This window comes from Paenarthrobacter sp. NPDC057355 (assembly GCF_042667405.1).
Lineage (GTDB): Bacteria > Actinomycetota > Actinomycetes > Actinomycetales > Micrococcaceae > Arthrobacter.
The window spans coordinates 22097-38622 of record NZ_JBHVAL010000016.1 but is presented as its reverse complement, the minus strand read 5'-3'; the positions used below and the strand labels follow the sequence as shown (position 1 = coordinate 38622).

General features: G+C 64.9%; 15 protein-coding genes. 5 read left to right on the top strand and 10 right to left on the bottom strand.

Annotation, left to right across the window (positions count from 1 at the left end):
• Positions 1–59: 59 nt before the first annotated feature.
• The 5 genes from ACFUOZ_RS16230 (at position 60) to ACFUOZ_RS16210 (ending at position 3790) form a co-directional block, all read left to right on the top strand.
• Positions 60–1247 (top strand): NAD(P) transhydrogenase subunit alpha, encoded by a 1188-nt coding sequence (locus ACFUOZ_RS16230; protein WP_377549955.1) that lies wholly within the window; start codon positions 60–62, stop codon positions 1245–1247.
• Positions 1247–1588, top strand: coding sequence for an NAD(P) transhydrogenase subunit alpha (locus tag ACFUOZ_RS16225; RefSeq protein WP_377549953.1), 342 nt, complete (start codon positions 1247–1249; stop codon positions 1586–1588). Before ACFUOZ_RS16230 ends, ACFUOZ_RS16225 begins: the two co-directional genes overlap by 1 nt.
• Complete coding sequence (locus ACFUOZ_RS16220; protein WP_377549951.1) at positions 1585–2958, top strand: NAD(P)(+) transhydrogenase (Re/Si-specific) subunit beta; 1374 nt, start codon at positions 1585–1587, stop codon at positions 2956–2958. Before ACFUOZ_RS16225 ends, ACFUOZ_RS16220 begins: the two co-directional genes overlap by 4 nt.
• Positions 2959–3100: 142 nt before the next feature.
• Positions 3101–3322 (top strand): hypothetical protein, encoded by a 222-nt coding sequence (locus ACFUOZ_RS16215; RefSeq protein ID WP_377549949.1) that lies wholly within the window; start codon positions 3101–3103, stop codon positions 3320–3322.
• Positions 3323–3442: 120 nt separating this feature from the next.
• Complete coding sequence (locus ACFUOZ_RS16210) at positions 3443–3790, top strand: hypothetical protein (RefSeq protein ID WP_377549947.1); 348 nt, start codon at positions 3443–3445, stop codon at positions 3788–3790.
• A 39-nt stretch (positions 3791–3829) separates the two neighbouring features.
• Here ACFUOZ_RS16210 and ACFUOZ_RS16205 read toward each other — a convergent pair whose 3' ends face one another.
• From ACFUOZ_RS16205 to ACFUOZ_RS16160, 10 genes are all read right to left on the bottom strand, one after another.
• Positions 3830–4555 (bottom strand): aspartate/glutamate racemase family protein, encoded by a 726-nt coding sequence (locus ACFUOZ_RS16205; RefSeq protein WP_377549945.1) that lies wholly within the window; start codon positions 4553–4555, stop codon positions 3830–3832.
• 9 nt (positions 4556–4564) lie between these two features.
• Positions 4565–5998, bottom strand: coding sequence for an amidohydrolase family protein (locus tag ACFUOZ_RS16200; RefSeq protein WP_377549943.1), 1434 nt, complete (start codon positions 5996–5998; stop codon positions 4565–4567).
• Between the two features lie 24 nt (positions 5999–6022).
• A complete protein-coding gene (locus tag ACFUOZ_RS16195) occupies positions 6023–6832 on the bottom strand; it encodes an aspartate/glutamate racemase family protein (protein WP_377549941.1) in 810 nt (269 codons plus the stop codon).
• On the bottom strand, positions 6829–7509 hold the full coding sequence (locus ACFUOZ_RS16190) for a GntR family transcriptional regulator (protein WP_377549939.1): 681 nt from the start codon (positions 7507–7509) through the stop codon (positions 6829–6831). The genes ACFUOZ_RS16195 and ACFUOZ_RS16190 overlap by 4 nt, the downstream gene beginning before the upstream one ends.
• Before the next feature lie 98 nt (positions 7510–7607).
• Positions 7608–8948, bottom strand: a complete 1341-nt coding sequence (locus ACFUOZ_RS16185) for an MFS transporter (protein WP_377549937.1) — start codon at positions 8946–8948, stop codon at positions 7608–7610.
• Positions 8949–9342: 394 nt separating this feature from the next.
• Positions 9343–10221, bottom strand: coding sequence for an amino acid-binding protein (locus ACFUOZ_RS16180; RefSeq protein WP_377549935.1), 879 nt, complete (start codon positions 10219–10221; stop codon positions 9343–9345).
• Positions 10222–10289: 68 nt separating this feature from the next.
• Positions 10290–10736, bottom strand: a complete 447-nt coding sequence (mscL, locus tag ACFUOZ_RS16175) for a large conductance mechanosensitive channel protein MscL (RefSeq protein WP_377549933.1) — start codon at positions 10734–10736, stop codon at positions 10290–10292.
• 76 nt (positions 10737–10812) lie between these two features.
• Positions 10813–13500 (bottom strand): AMP-binding protein, encoded by a 2688-nt coding sequence (locus ACFUOZ_RS16170; protein WP_377549931.1) that lies wholly within the window; start codon positions 13498–13500, stop codon positions 10813–10815.
• A 172-nt stretch (positions 13501–13672) separates the two neighbouring features.
• Positions 13673–14965: a D-arabinono-1,4-lactone oxidase gene (locus ACFUOZ_RS16165; protein ID WP_377549929.1), complete on the bottom strand. Its 1293-nt coding sequence runs from the start codon at positions 14963–14965 to the stop codon at positions 13673–13675.
• Between the two features lie 42 nt (positions 14966–15007).
• A complete protein-coding gene (locus ACFUOZ_RS16160) occupies positions 15008–16513 on the bottom strand; it encodes an aminobutyraldehyde dehydrogenase (protein WP_377549927.1) in 1506 nt (501 codons plus the stop codon).
• Between the last annotated feature and the right edge of the window lie 13 nt (positions 16514–16526).

Below are 16526 nucleotides of genomic sequence, written 5' to 3'. Positions count from 1 at the left end.
CGCCCACGTGCATAAACTCGTGGCAACCACGTTCTGGTCGGTTCCGGAGAGGGGCGGCGTTGAAAGCAGGCATTGCACGCGAGGCGCTCGTCGGCGAGCGGCGGGTGGCGGCCACCCCGGAAACGGTCAAGCAACTGACGGGGCTGGGGCTCGACGTCGAGATCGAGTCAGGCGCCGGCGTCGCCTCCGGCCACAGCGATGCTGACTACCAAGCGGCCGGGGCCGCCGTCGTACCTTCACTCGATCTCGGGACGCTGGACGTCTACTGCCACGTCCGTCCCATGGATCCGACGACGGCGGGAGCCCTCCGCCGGGGCACCGTCAGCGTGGGTCTGGGGTCGCCGTCGTCGGAGTTGCCGACCGTCCGCGCGCTCGCCGCAGGCGGTATCACCTCGTTCGCGCTGGAGCTGGTGCCGCGCATTTCGCGTGCCCAGTCCATGGACGCGTTGACCTCGCAAGCCTTGGTGGCCGGCTACCGTTGTGTGCTCGAAGCGGCGATGCGGCTGCCGCGGTTCTTCCCTCTCTACATGACCGCCGCCGGAACCATCCCGCCCGCCCGGGTGCTCGTGTTGGGCGCGGGTGTTGCGGGGTTGCAGGCGATCGGCACGGCCAAGCGCCTCGGAGCCCGCGTCTCGGCCAACGACATCCGTCCGGCTTCGGCCGACGAGGTCGCGTCCATGGGTGGCACGTTCATCAAACTGGACCTGGAAACCGCCGAAGCCTCCGGTGGATACGCCCGCGAGCTCAGCGCCGACCGGGGTGCGCTGCAACGGGCCCTCCTCGCACCCCACGTAGCCCAGGCGGATGTCCTCATTACCACCGCTGCTGTACCCGGCAGGAGGGCGCCGCTGCTGGTGAGCCGCGAAATGGTGCAGGGCATGCGGGCCGGTTCCGTGGTGGTTGACCTGGCGGCGGAGTCGGGCGGCAACGTGGAGGGCGTCATTCCCGGGCAGGACCAGCACATTCCCACCGCCGACGGCCAGGGCACCATCACCCTGGTTGGCCTCAAGGATCCCGCGTCCGCCATGCCGGCCGACGCGTCCCGCCTTTATGCCAAGAACGTCTCCAACCTGCTCGCGCTCGTCGCGAAGGACGGGGTGGTCGCCCTTGATTTCGAGGACGAAGTGGTGGCCGGGACCTGCTTGACGCACGACGGCGTCATCCGGCACGCGCCGACGGCGGAGGCCCTCGCCGCGCTCGCCGGGGAGACGGCCGGGGAATCACATGGACCGGAAGGAGCGCACTGATGGATGGCCTGAGCTTGCTGACGATCACTGTTCTGGCGGTTTTCGTGGGGTTCGAGGTGGTCTCCAAGGTCTCCAGCACCCTGCACACGCCTTTGATGTCCGGGGCCAACGCCATCCACGGCATCATCCTGGTGGGTGCGATCATCGTGGCGGGACAGGCAACTGACATCTGGGTCCTCGTGGTTGCCCTCTTGGCCGTGGTCCTGGCGACGGCCAACCTCGTGGGCGGTTTCGTGGTGACCGACCGCATGCTGGAGATGTTCCACGGAAGGCAGCGGCCGCCGTCGGACGTTAACCCGGCAGGCAAGCCGGGCCGGACCGCGGGGGAGCGTCGGTCATGACGCTCCTGAATCCGACGTGGACCGCCCTCCTGTACCTCGCGGCGGCGGTGTGCTTCATCCTCGCACTGAAAGGGCTCAGCTCGCCGAAAACTGCACGCAGAGGCAACCTGATTGGTGCATTCGGGGCGCTGGTGGCTGTGTTGACAGTCTTCCTGTCCGTGAAGCTGGACAACATTCCGTGGATTCTTGGGGCGATTGTGGTGGGCTCCGGGATCGCAGCGCCGGTGGCACGACGCGTGCAAATGACCCAGATGCCGCAGCTTGTTGCCTTGTTCAACGGCGTCGGTGGTGGGGCGGCCGCATTGGTGGCGCTGCTCGAGCTGCCCCACACGGAGGACTCGTGGGTGCGCCTGGCCATTGTGTTCACGTTGCTGGTTGGCGCGGTGTCGTTCGCCGGCTCAGCGGTCACTTTTGCCAAGCTGCAGGGGATCATGACCACTCGGCCTGTCACCTTCCCGGGGCTTCCGGTGCTGATGGCCGCGGTGTTGCTGGCCGCTGTTGCTGCCGGCGTGGTGGTTATTGCCAGCGGTGCGCCAGGCTGGGCGTTGGTGTTGCTGTTCCTGGGACTCGTGACCGGTGTCCTGCTGGTCCTTCCGGTCGGCGGTGCCGACGTGCCGATCGTCATCTCGCTCCTCAACGCTTTTACCGGCCTGGCCGTGGCGGCTTCGGGCCTGGTGCTGGGGAATGTGCTGCTTGTGGTTGCCGGAACGTTGGTGGGCGCCTCCGGTACCATCCTCACCCGCGCCATGGCTGCGGCCATGGGTCGCAGCGTCGCCGGCATCCTGTTTGGCGCCTTCAAGGGAGGTTCGACGGCGGGATCCACCGCCGTGAGCGAGCGTCCAGTGCGCTCGTCCAGCGCCGAGGACGTGGCAGTGCTCCTTGGCTATGCGCAACGGGTGATCATCGTGCCCGGCTACGGTTTGGCTGTGGCCCAGGGACAACACACGGCAGCGGAGCTTGCGTTGGCGCTGGAATCGCGCGGAACGGAAGTGGATTTCGCCATCCACCCGGTGGCCGGACGCATGCCGGGACACATGAATGTGCTGCTCGCTGAGGCGAATGTGCCGTACGAGTCGCTGAAAGAAATGGGCGACATCAACTCCGAGTTCAAGACCGCCGATGTTGCCCTGGTTGTCGGCGCCAACGATGTGGTGAATCCGGCTGCCAAGACCACGTCCGGCTCGCCGATCTACGGGATGCCCATCCTGGAGGTTGCCGATGCCCGGCAAGTGGTGTTCCTCAAGCGCTCCATGCGTCCCGGCTTCGCGGGCATCGAGAACGATCTCCTCTACGAACCCCAAACGACGCTGTTGTTCGGCGACGCCAAGGACTCCCTGACCAAGGTGCTGGGCGCCGTGAAGGCGCTGTAGAACCCATTTAGTTGTGAACGCAAATTAAATACCTCTGCAAATCGCGTCACGCTTTCCGCGTTGACGGCACACCTTCTGTAAAGGGTTTTTAGACGCGAGGGGTGATCCGGTGCAAGAGGGTGCGAAAGAATCGCTGTTCGGGGTGCGCTTTGATCAGGGGTCCGGAAAACGGGTGTACGACTGGAAGTTGCTTGCCGGCCAGACTGTCCAGATCCTTCGCGGGAAGGAAATCGTGGATGAGGGCATCGTGGATGCCGTGACTTTTGACGGCACGGTCCTGTGGCTCCGGCAAAGGGGTGCCATCGGCCGGAGGATGGTGCTGAAGGAGCGGGGCACGGGTATAAGGGTGCGGCTCCTCAGGTAGGGCCAGGCTATTGCGTCCCGCCAGTGTCGACGCTTTCGGAGTGATGGGTCATCGGCATATGGTGAAAGGTAAGAAGCATCCTGTCTTTTGCCAATGCACTCCGAATCGAGGGTTGAGAAAATGACCGTGAAACTCAACAAGAAGGCATTCGAGAACGCGAAGCACCTGATTCGCGACGGCAAGGCTGTCAAGGACGAACGCGATGACTGGAGCGAGCACGCACCCTCCACGAGGGAGGAGAACGCCTTCCTGGACAAGCACGACTTCGCTGACTACGGCAAGTGGTACCTCGGCGTCGACGACGAGCACCCCGACGACCAAAAGGGCCACTACAAGTTCCCGATCGGCGACTTCAAGAAGATCCACCGCTGCGGAGTGATCTCCGCTGAAAGCCGCGCCGGCCAGAACGACTACGACGACATCCGGGACGCCCTGGGCAAGCTGCTCGAGCTGATTGACAAGGACTGAGCAGATCGCGAAGGAGTTGCCCGAGGGCGCCCCGACGCCCTATGCCAGCAGCCGGCCCCACTTCGGGTCCAGCAGCGGCGCCCCCGCCAGCTTCAGGGCGTGCCAGAGGGTGACCGCCACGGAATCGAGAACGGGTACTCCGGTGCGGGCCTCCACCTCCGCCGTGATGTTGGCGCCGTACAGGTTGGTGCAGAGGTATACCAACGCATCGGGATGGGCTGCGGCCAGTTCAAGGGAGCCGGGCAGCATCTCCTGGTCCGTCACCCGGGCAAAGGATTCGTTGTCGCTGAGATCCAGGTGCCTGTGGTCGATCGTCTTGATGCCCTCGCGGTCGTAGGAGGTGATCACGGCGTCGTTCACGTCGGCGGTGTACGGGGTGAACAGCCCGATCCGCTCGGTGTCGAATGCCTCAAACGCGGCCAGATAGGCGAGTGTCGACGTGGTGGCGGGGATGCCGGTGGCTTCGGTGATCTCCCGGACGATCGCGTGGTCGTGTCCCGCTCCGAGCCAGGATCCGGACGTCCCGTTCCAGGCGATGACGTCCACATTTGCGGTGGCGAGGAGCTCCGCGGCGTCGCGCATCACGGTGGCATCGAATTGCTTGTCCGAGGAATCATCCAGGGCAATGCGCGTGACGGGGATACGCGTGGAGTGGACGGTGACATCCCGGCGCTCGCCAAGGATCCGGTAGGTCTGCGGTTCAAGGCAGGTATTGGAGGACGGCACAATCATGCCGATGCGGGTGGGTCGGTCAAGGGTAGGCATGAGGACTCCTTAGCGGGCTGTCGAAGGAACGGGGATGGGCGCGGACAGGGCATCACGGTGTTCCATAAAGCCGTTCCGCTCGACGAAACGGCCCACGGGACCGGGATCGTGGAAGCCCTCGGTATCGAGGACCACGCGTCCGGCGGAAACCACGACGGCGGGCCAACCGTTCAGCGCCTTCCCCTCGAAAGGCGAGAAATCGGTCCCCATGTGCAGCGCACCGCCGTCGACCGTTTGTTCGGTGGTGGGATCGAAGATCACCAGGTCGGCGTCGAAACCTTCGACGATGGCGCCCTTCAACGGGAGCGCGTTGATGCGGGCGGGCCCGGCGGAGAAGACCTCAACGAAGTCCTCCATGGAGCCACCGGCCTCGGTGACCAAGGCGGTGAACGTGACAGGCATGCGGGTCTCGACGCCGGGCAGGCCGTGGGGCATGAACCGGATGTCGTCCGTGCGTTCCCGCTTCTGGGAGAGGTCGTAGCAGGAGTGGTCTGAGGAAACGGTGTGGATGGCACCGGCAGCCAGGCGGTCTTTCAAAGCAGCTACAGTCTCGGCGCTGCGCATGGGCGGGCAGCAGGCATACCACTCAGGGAAGGTTGAGCCGTAAACGGTGTCGTCCAGCGTGAGGTAGTGCGGGCACGTTTCGGAGTATGCCTCCATTCCCCGCGAACGCGCCTCTGAGACCAGATCCACCGCGCCGGGCGTGGACTGGTGCACGAAATACACGGGAGCTCCCGTGTATTCGGCCATGGCCAGGGTTTCCTTGACGGAAATCTCCTCGGCGAGCTCGGGCCGCGTGCGGTGCAGGTGCTCGATCCCGATGAGTCCGTCAGCGGCGTGCTCTTCCGTGCAGTCGGTGATGATGGCGTCGTGCTCGGCGTGGATGTAGGTCAGGCCGTCCAACCGGACCATCTCGCGCATGACCTTCAGGATGGTGTCGTTGTCCGCCATGGTCGATCCGCGGTTGGTGGTGTACATCTTCACCGAGCGGATACCCTCGGCAGCCAGCTGTTCCAATTGCCACGGCACGGTCTCGTCCCAGGAGATCACCGAGCCGTGGAGGGCTACATCGCAGCGGGATTCGGCAGCGAGGCGCTTCTTGTTGAGGGCGGCATCGAGCGGGGTTTCCTGGGCATCGCGGGGAATCCCGAAGTCGATGATGGTGGTGGTTCCGCCCCACAAAGCGGCTGTGGAGGAGATGTTGTAGTCGTCCAAGGTCCGGAAACGGCCGGTCACCTGGGCCACGTGGCAGTGTCCGTCCACGCCGCCGGGAATCACCAGCATGCCTGCCGCATCGACGGTACGAACTGCGGCGGGTACGGGGTCGGTGGCGTCGAGCAGGGCGGTGACTTTACCGGCGTCGACGACGACATGGGCGGCCTGCCGCCCGAAGCTGTTCACCACGGTGCCGTTGGCGATCACGAGGTCTGGGAGTTGGGACATCGTCGTCCTTCTTTCTGAAGAGTCTTAGGCCGTGGGGGAGAGCTGGGCCGATTGCGCGGCCGTCAGCGCGGCGTCGAGGTTGGCGGAGAGGCCGCGTCGCGCCTTCACGGGCGGAGCCGCGAAGGAACCACCGCGGTGAACGCCGGACTTCAGTGACACCACGGCTTCGGCCATGCGGATACCGGCGGAAATGCCGTCCACCACGGGCACGGGGATCTGGCCTTCGAGTTCACGGGCGAGCCCCGCGAGCGGCGCACCTGCCAGGATGACGACGTCGGCTCCGTCCTCCGCGACTGCCTGCCGGCTCAGTGCCAGGAGGGTTTCCTTGAAGTCGGCCTGGACTGATCCGATGGAATTAAGGGATTGGTTGATGGAGCGGATCGAGGCGAGCCGCCCTCCGAATCCAAACCGTTCCACGCAATCGCGGTACCAAGCCTGGATGCGGTCCGAGATGGCGATGATGGAGAATCTCTGGCCCTGCAACGCTGCGGCGCAGAGCGCGGCCTCGGTGATCCCGATGACCGGGACGTCCACGAGTTCCTTCAGGGCAGGCATGCCCGGGTCGCCGAAAGCGGCCACTACTATGCCGTCGACGGCGTTACCGGCACCGGCGTGCGCAGCTGATGTGCCGCCGTCGTGCGCATATTCGGCGATCAGCTCCGCAACCGCACCTGCGGCGATAAGTGACTCGAAGCGCGTCTCGATGTACTCGACCCCGTGCCCGGCGGTCCGGACGATCAATTCGGTGTCGGCGCTGGCGGAGCGGAGCGCCTCGGCCTCGATGAGCGCGGTGACGTCGTCGCTGATGTTGGGATTGATGACCAGGAGTTTCATGGTTTCTTCCGTAGCTGGGGCTCCGTGGCGCTGTAGTCCTCGGGGAACTGATCGCGGTACTTGCCAACGTGCGACGCCGATTGGGCGGCAGCGCGGTCGGCGTCGCCGCTGGCGATCGCCGCGTAGAGTTCGCGGTGTTCGCGGATCAGTTCGGGGAGGTCGCTGACGTGGCGGAAGAGCCAGTGCATGCGGCCTTGGAGGGGTTCGAGCGCGGAGCGGAGAAAGTCGTTGTTGGCGATGCCGGTGATGGCATCGTGGAATTCGCTGTTGGCGCGGTGGGCTTCCAGGACCGAGCCTTTGGCGAGGAAGTGCTCGGCCTGGTCGAGCAGCCCGGCGAGGTGTTGAAGGTCCTCCGGCGTGGCGCGCTTCGCGGCGAGCCGGCAGGCCAGGACCTCCAGGGATTGGCGGACATCGAACAAGTCCTCAACATCCTTGGGGCTCAGGCCGCTCACTTCGGTGCCCCGTCCCGAGCGGTCCCGGATGAGGCCTTCCTGCCGGAGCATCCGGAGGGCTTCGCGGATAGGCAGGCGGGAAACGTTGAACTCGGCAGCGAGGTCCCGCTCCACCAGCCGGGTACCGGGCGCATAGTGGCCTTCGAAAATCCGGGTACGGAGCGTGTCACGCACGGATTCCCGGAGGGGGCGGTCCGTGGTGTTCGTGTCTTCTGCGGTCAGCATGTCAGCTCCATTTCCGTGATGTGTAAGGCGATGCGCCCGGCCCGGCGGTGTCCGGCGTTGGGTGGTTCAGGACCCTCGGCCGGCCCGGTGAGTGCGAGTCAGACCGGGAGCCGCTTGTTGTAATCCAGGGCCAGGACGGAGACGCCCATGACCACTGCGGACCCAACAAAGTAGATCAGTGCCCAGGTGTAGGAGCCGGTTGCCCCGACAATCAGGCCTACCACAATCGGGGTGACGAACCCGGCAATGTTGCCGCTGAAGTTCATCGCTCCACCGAGGACGCCGGCGTTGGTGCGACCGCCGAGGATGGACGGGATGGACCAGAAGAGGCCAACCCAGCGGAGGAAGAACAGGACCACGGAAAGGAGCACGACGGCGGTGATGGGGTCAGCGACGACGGTGACGCCAACCAGGCCGCCCACCACGACGACGCTGGAGATGCCCAGGAGCGTACGCATGACCTTGTTGGCCGAGGCGCCTGCGGCACGCCACTTGTCCGCAATGGTGCCACCGAGGATTTCCCCGACGAACCCGGCACCGAAGATCACGAACGTGGACCAGCCGATGGTCTTCAGGTCGAAACCCTTTGCCTGTGCAAGGTAGAGCGGGCCCCAGGTCAGCAGGCCGTAGAACACGCCGTTGAAGCCGAGCCAGCCGAAGCACATGGCCCAGAAGGAGCGGAACTTCAGGTAGGGGAGGAGGGCGCGCTTGCCCTGTGCGCCTTCGCGGGCGGCTTCTGCGTCTTCCTCAGCGTGGGAAGCCTCGATGTAGTCTGCCTCGGCGTTGTTCACGCCCTTGTGCTGGCGGGGGTTGTCACGGATGTACCACCAGACGGCCAGCCCCATAAGGATGGTGGCTGCGCCGGCGATGATGAAGGCCATCCGCCAGCTGCCTGTGGACGCAATCAGCCAGGTGATCAGGATGCCGCCCAAGCCGGCACCCAGGGGTGCGCCGGCGTCGAGGATGGTGGCACCGCGGCCACGTTCCTTCTTGTGCATCCAGATGGCGTTGAGCTTGCCGCCTGCGGGCATCACGCCGGCTTCGGTGACGCCGATGCCCAATCGGGCGATGAACATGCTCAGGAATCCTCCGGCGAAACCGGAGGCCGCGGTGGCCGCACCCCAGCCGACACAGGAGGCTGTGACCACCTTGCGGGGACCGAACTTGTCGATCAGCCAGCCGACGGGAATTTGCATAAGGGCGTAGGTCCAGAAGAACGCCGAAAGCAGCAGGCCCACGAGTTCGGGTGCCAGGTTGAATTCTTTTTGGATGATGGGGAGCGCGACGGAAATGGAGCCGCGGTCGATGTAATTGACCGCTACCAGGACCAGCAAGAGGATGAACAGCTTCCAGCGGACGTTCGTGCGTCGCTGCACGCTGTCCTTGCCGGGTTGTTGCTCGCTGTCCTGGGTTGCCAATTGGGTGTTTTCGAGAGACACAGCTTCTCCTTCAGTAGGAGTCGACGGGTGGGATGTCTTTGGGGCTTTTGGGGGGATGAGCCGGGCGGGATACCGCTGCAGCCTGACCCGTGCCGGCGGCAACTGTTGCGGTCCCTGCCCGTTGATTGAGCCGGGCCGCAGCCGGTGCAGGATCTTTTGGGATCCCGTTTTGGGATCCCAAAATCAAAGTTAGATGTGACGGGCGGCACTGTCAAGGGGTTTGGTATACAAATACTGCCGACGGATTGTGACCAAGGCCGATTCGCAACTGCGCTACTTTCCCGGTTGTGCCGGCCTGAGAGGTGTCCGACATGGGAAAACCCGACGCTCCCGCGAAGAGAGCGCCGGGCTGTGAGCCAGTTAGCGGTGGGGCAGGCTGCGGCTTGGGATACCGCTACCTGCTGGCAGCTCTCTCGGATTCCGGGCTGTATGCCAGGATTTCCGCCAGTTCAGCCAACCTGTGGGCCCGGGCCGACTCTGCCGGAGTGAACGGTTCACCGGGGCGGGAGAACAAGAGCGGGCCATGCCAGGCGGTGGGAATCTTGAGGATGTCTGCAGAACGTCCGACGCCGGTGCTCACCCCGGATGGCCGGTGTTCCGACCCTGACGGCACCACTTTGGCGGACAAGAGTTCGGCCACGGCCAGGGGAAGTTCCTGCGGATTGCCGGCAATGCGCGCCGCGAGGCTGAGGGCCATGGTTTGCCCGTCCGCCATGGCCAGCGCAGTGGTGGGCCAAACGCGGGACTCACGCCCGCCGCCGTCGTGCATTGCCTGAAGCAGTTCCTGTTCGGTGAGATGCCCCGGCGCGGACAGGACAAATTCGTCCATCACGCTGCCGGGTAGCCCGGCGCCATCCATGGGGTGGACGTGGATGCTGAGGATGTTGGTATCCAGCTTCGCGAGGGACTGCGTGATCTTTTGCAGCGAGCCGGGCTGGTCGCGCAGAAGGGTCCGTGCGCGCCAGAGGGCGGGAGCTGTCTGCAGTTTGTGGCGGTGTTTGAGCGCCGGGGCATGCAGCCAACGCCGCAACACTTTGGCAGCAGACGGCTCGGCCACCCAGATCACCAGGACAGTCGCGGTGACGGTCAGGAGCAGGACCTTGGCTACATACGGCAGATGGGTCTCCACCACTGCCGCGTGCACCAAGAGCTCGATGGGCAGCATGACGGCGATGTTGGCCAGGGTGAGCCGGGCCTTGGGAGGTTCAGGCAGCTGGCCGCAGACCTCGCAAAGGAGGTCGGCGGTGACGGGAGAGCTCGCGTTGGGCTTCATGAACCCATGCTGCCGTCCGGGTGTTTCGCCTGCGTTGCCCCTGCGTCACGGTCTCGCGGCGGGTCCGCCTAGCGAACGGAGTCCTCGTCCAGGTCGCGGTTGCCGCCACGGGCTGCTGCGGCGTCCTTGAGGAGGTCCCGGATTTCGGCCAGGAGCGCGGTGTCCGCCGGAATCGGCTCTTCCTCGGGCTCTGCGGTGGCCAGGCGGTCCTTGACCATGGAATTGATCTTGTTCATGGGGGCTACAAAGATGAAGTAGACCACGGCGGCGGTGATCAGGAAGGTCACCAAGGCCGTCAGGACTGCCCCAATGTTGACGAACGTAGCCTCTTTGTCCGGCCAGATCCGGAAGCCCAGTCCATCCGCGTTGACGCCACCGGCCGCGGCAATCACCGGGTTGATGATGTTGTTGGTGAAAGCGGCTACCAATGCTGTGAAGGCACTGCCGATAACGACCGCGATGGCCAGTTCGATCACGTTGCCGCGGAGAATGAAGTCCTTGAAACCCTTAAACATGGAGTGTCCTCTGGTCGGTACGGGGCGTATGGCCTGAGCAGAGTTCAAACTACCATCCGCACGTGTCAGTGGGATGTCACGTCGGTTGCCGCTGTGATCGCCTGGGTAGCTGACGACGGCGGCCCAACCACCTTTCGGCGGCGCCCATGGCCCTCGTTGCCAGCACCCAATAGCCGACGCCCGCGGCAAGCGATGCCACGACGGCCAGGCCGAGGGCGAGCTCAGGTGCCAGACCGGAATCGGCCTCGACGATCAGGGGATAGACGAGCCAATGGGTCACGTAGATATACAGGGAGGAACTGGCCAGCATTGCCGTGAGCCGATGCAAACCCCGTGGCACAGGCAGCGTCGCTACCCATAGCAGCACGAGGAAGCCGACCAGGACCGTGGTGCTGCGGAGCTCGTTTGTGAAGAAGCCCGGGATGGTCAGGAAAGCGGCGGCTGTGGCTGCCGCTCGTTGCCACCATTTCCTGGACAGCGCGGCCACCCAGCCGAGCGCGAAGAGCCACAGCACCGGGCCTTGGCCGGGATACGGCAGCTCAATGATGTCGAAGCGTTGCAACAGGTCCACGCCCCCAAGCACCAAAGGGAGCAGCCAGGGCCACCTGCGCTGTGCCCTGTCCAAGGCCGGAATGGCCAGGAGGGCAGCCACGCCCAGGAGGATGTGGACCAGGATTTCAATGAACCAGAACCGTGACATATCGGTCCACCCCTGCGGGCCCACCAAGGTATTGAGCAGGAAAATGTTGTGCCAGCCGTAATCGTCCGTCATTGCGAAGGCTGCGCTGATCACCACAATGCTGGGCAAGGCGATGCGGGCTACGGCCTTGAGCTGGCGTCTTAGCCGTTGCTGACGGGAGCCGGCCAACTGGAAGCGGGCAAAGTTGTATCCGGCGACGGCTAACAGGACGTGGGCGGTCCCTTCCCAGTCGAAGAGTCCAACATGCGTGGACACGATGAAGACGATGGCGACGGCGCGAAGGACGATTCCGGTTTCCATGCGGGCCGTGAGCTTTTTGGGACGCCGTTTTCGTCCGGGGCCGGTTGAAGCCTTCTGTCCGGCGGACCCGACGTTGGGCCGGGCGCCGTTCGTCCGAGCAGCACCGGTGACTTCGCGTTCGACGGCGGGCGTCAGTTCGCAGACGGGCATCAGGTGCCATCCGTGGGGGAGGTAGCCGAGGGCACGCTCCAGCCTGACCGAGGCGGCGACGTAGGACAGTGAGTCTCCGCCCAGGGAAACGAAAGTGTCCGTATCCGCCACGTCCTCCCGTTCCAGCACGTCGATGAAGATCCTGCGCGCATCATCCGGCGACTCTGCGGCGGAAGGTCCGGGGCCGCCGTCGTGCTTCTCTCCGGGCGGGGTGGTCGATCCCGGAGGCGCGTCGGCATCCGCTTGGGCGAGGGCGAGGATGGCCTGGTAGTCCGTTTTTCCGTTGGCCAGGCGGGGGATCGCTTGCACAGAGAAGAGCTTCAGTGCGGCCCGGGGGATCCCCAGATCCTGCGCTGCGGCCTTGGCAATGAGGGACAGCTCGTGGCTACCCTCCACGACCGCTGCCAGTCCGTCGTCGGAACCCGCTACGGCGGCCGTCAAGCCATAGTCCGCCAGCATCCGTTCAACCTGCCCCAGATCGATCCGGAGCCCCACGATCTTGACGAAGCGGCTGCGCCGGCCGACGATTTCGTAGAGTCCGCCGGGTCCGAGCCGGGCGAGGTCGCCGGTTCGCAGTTCCGTGACGTCCCGGCCGCGGGCAAGGTCCGCCGGGTGCTCGGCGTAGCCCAGCATGACATTGGGCCCGGAATAGACCAGCTCGCTGTCATCGAGGCCGGGTACTGGTTCCAGCCGGAAGGATCCCCCGGAGACGGGTACGCCGATGGCATGGGGATGCTCCGCGGCCTTGTCCGGCGGGAGGTACGCCATCCGGGCCGTCGCTTCGGTTTGGCCGTACATGACGAAGAGATCCCAGCCGCGTTCCTGTCCGAGCTGGGCGTAGGCGCGCACCCTGTCAGGAGTCAAACGCCCACCGGCCTGGGTGATGTACCGCAGGCTGGGCAGGTCCATGCCCTCGAAGCCCACGCGCTCCAGAAGATCGAAGGTGTAGGGAACCGCGGCGAACGATGTCATGGATTCGCGCCGCATCAGATCCCAGAAGCACGGGTCCACCACGGACAGATCGGTGAGCGCTATCGACGCTCCCACCAGAAGGTGGCTGTTCACTACGCTCATGCCGTAGCAGTAGGACAACGGCAGCGTCGTTGCTGCCCGGTCGTCCTTGCGGAGGTGCAGGTACTGGGCGATGGCGGCCGCGTTTGCCTGGATCGACTCTGCCGAGATGCGCACGAGTTTCGGGGCGCCGGTTGAGCCGGAGGTACTCAGCAACAAAGCAAGCTCCGGGTGGAGTTCGTGGCCGCTGTGCTCCCGGCGGATATCCAGCCTGATGTCGCCGTCCACCGACCGCGCCACGATATCCGGGTCATAGGCCGCAACCAGCGATTCCGCGGCCTGCCCGCCACCGGAGGGGAGGATCAGCAAGGGCTGGCCGGACGCCAGAGCCGCGAGGTACACGGTCAGGGAGGGCAGCGTGTTTTCTGCTTCGAGGGCGATAAGGCGCCGGCCGTCGCCAAAGGACCTGGCCATCTCCTCGACCCGGGCCGCCAACTGCGCGTAGGTCACTGTTTGCCCGGGGAGGCGTACTGCAGGCCGTTCTCCGAAGGATGCCAGGCGGGCGGCAAAGGCGACTCCGGCCAAATCCGGCTGAATACTCACCCGAAAAAGTTAGAAGGTATGGCTAACCTAACTCAAATGGATTAGGCCGCGCGCCGGAAAGATGACGTTGGGGGGATGTGAGCGAGGGATGGGGAATGGGGGGTGGGATGTGAGCGAGCGTCGGTATTGCAGACGCTCGCTCACATCCCACGCCCTTTTTGGGGACGCTCGGTCAGCCGAACAGCGCCCGCGTGTGGTCGTTGAGGAACATACCGCGGGGGTCGAACTCTCGCCGGACCTGGAGGAAGGTGTCCAGTTCCGGGTAAAGGCGTTCCAGCCGGCTCCGCGTCATGAAGTGGATCTTGCCCCAGTGGGCGCGTGGCTCGAACTCCTGCAGCACGGCGTCGGCGTCCCGGAAGAACTGCCAGTAGTCGGTGCCTGGCTTGGTGGTGAGCGTGATGACGGTGCTGTCACGTCCTTGGAACTGGGACATGTAGGCGTCGTCGGCCTTCACCCAACGCACTTCCACGGGGTACTTCTGGTCAGGGTGCTTGCTGCGGATCAGGTCCTGGATGACTTCGACGGCGGCCAGGCCGTCTTCGCTGCGGACGAAGTACTCAAGTTCGTGGAATTGGGTGGTGAAACCGCCCGGGTAGATCCGGTAGGAGCGGTCCAGCCGGGCGCCTTCAACGGTCGAGATCCGCGACTCGTCCGGGATCGAAGCCTCGTTGTACCGCTTGGTGTAGCTGCGGTTCCCCATGCGGTGGTCCGGAGATCCGGGCAGATCCAGGAGCTCGCACGAATCGTCCTCGGGGCACCACAGGAAGGAGTAGTGTCGGTTGGAGTCTATGTCGTCCTGCCAGGTGGCGGCAGTTTCGGACCACGTGGGATAGGTGATCTGTTCCTGGAGGTAGTACTTGTCCTCCACTTCCAGTTCCACCTCGAGGAAGACCCCCAACGTGCCCAACGCTGTCTGGGCGGCCCGGAGTTCGCGAAGCTGGCCCTCGCCGATCTCCACGATCTCGCCGTAGCCGTTGATCAGTTTCACCCAGCGCAGCTTGGACGAGAAGCTGCCAAGGTCCTTGCCGGATCCGTGGGTGCTGGTAGCCAATGCACCTGCGACTTGTTGCTTGTCGATGTCCCCTTGGTTGCTGAGCGCCAAGCCCTGCTCCCAGAGCGGGTCGCCGAAGGCGTTGATGGTGGTGCCGGCCAGGGCCCGGGCCCGGCGGTTCAAGCGATCGGTTCCGGTGATGCCGGAGAGCTGGGACATGTCCATCAGGACCCCGCCGGTCTGCACCAGGGGAGATGATGAGTGTCCCGAACCGACCGCCCGCACAGGCAAGCCTTCACGGATGGCGAACCGTACGGCGTCGAGTGCTTCCTGTTCGTTCCTTGGCTGGACGGTGAAGGCGGGCGTCGAGGTTTGGTTCCCGCCCCAGTTGGTCCACGGCACCTCGGTCTGGAAAGGCGCCGACGGCGTGGCGGCAGGGGGCGCCGAGGGAACGGTGGGGTTCACAGTGGTCATTTCACAAAGCTCCGTTGCTTCTTTGGTTTCGCGTGGTGGGGCTTACGCGCCGTGGTTAATCATGACGTGCTTGGTCCGGGAGTAGTCATCCAGGGCGTAGAGGGAGAGGTCGCGGCCGTAGCCGGATCCCTTGAATCCGCCCCAGGGCACTTCGTTCGCCAGTACCAAGTGGGCGTTGACCCACACCGTGCCGAAGTCCAACTGCTTGGGGACGCGCAGGGACAAGCTCGAATCGCGCGTCCATACCGAGGCGGAGAGTCCGTAAGGGCTCTCGTTGGCCCGACGGACCGCTTCCTCAGTGGTGCTGAAGGTTTCCACTGTGACAACCGGGCCGAAGATCTCATGGGTAGCTATCGGCGCCCCGGCCGGAACGCCGGTGATGACGGTCGGTTCGATGAAGAAGCCGGTCCCTTCAAGGGCGGAACCACCAACGGCGATGGTCAGGCCCGCGGAACGGGCTTCTGCCAGCGCTTCCTTGACGCGCTCAAAGTGCGGCCGGGAAATCATGGGGCCCATCTCCACCGCCTCCCCGGCATCCGGGGCACCCACCACCAGCGAGCCCACCTCTTCAGCCAGGTATTGCGTGAATTCCTCGGCTACCGACTCGTGGACCAGCACGCGGCAAGCAGCACCGCAGTCCTGCCCGGCGTTCCAGTACCCGGCGTTTCGGACGCCGGCAGCGGCAGCCTGGAGATCGGCGTCGGGGAAGACCACCACGGGTGCCTTGCCGCCGAGCTCGAGGTGGACGCGCTTGACCGAACGTGCGGCTGTCTTAGCCACCGCCTGCCCGCTGACGACGCTGCCGGTCAGGGCTACAAGGGCGATATCCGGATGCTCGGAAAGCCGCTGGCCCACTGTCCGGCCTTGACCGGTCACGACGTTGAGGATGCCGTCCGGGATGCGTCCGGCCAAGAGTTCAACGAGCTTCAGCGTGGAGAGCGGCGTTTGCTCCGAGGGCTTCATGACAATGCTGTTGCCGGCAGCGAGGATGGGCGCGATCTTCCACGCAGCCATGAGGAGCGGGTAGTTCCATGGAGTGATGACGCCAACCACTCCCACGGGCTCGCGCAGGATCACGGAGGTGTGATCCGTCGCGTAGTCGCCGCCGGCCATGGAGGTCAGGGTTCGCGACGCGCCGGCCATGAACCGGAAGGTGTCGATGGTGCTGGTCACGTCGTCTTCGGCGACGGCCCGCGGTTTCCCGGTGTTGGCCGACTCGATGACTTCGAACGCTGCCCGGTTGTCTTCAATGATGTTCGCGATGAGATTCAGGACGTCGGCGCGTTCCTTGGGGGTGGTGGCACCCCAGGTTTTTTGGGCTTCGACGGCGGCTGCCACCGCGGCGTCCACATCGGCTGCGGTGCCCGCCTGGACTGAGGTGATGATCTCCTCGGTGGCGGGGTTTACGACGTCGATCAGGTTGCCGGAAACCGTGGCGGGAACGAACGATCCGTTGATGAAGTGCCCGGTGGGCGGCAGGATCGCGGAGACATTGGAGGTGCCTTCGGCGCGGTGGACCGTGAACGTTTCGGACTGGATGGTGGTCATGATGCTTCGCTTT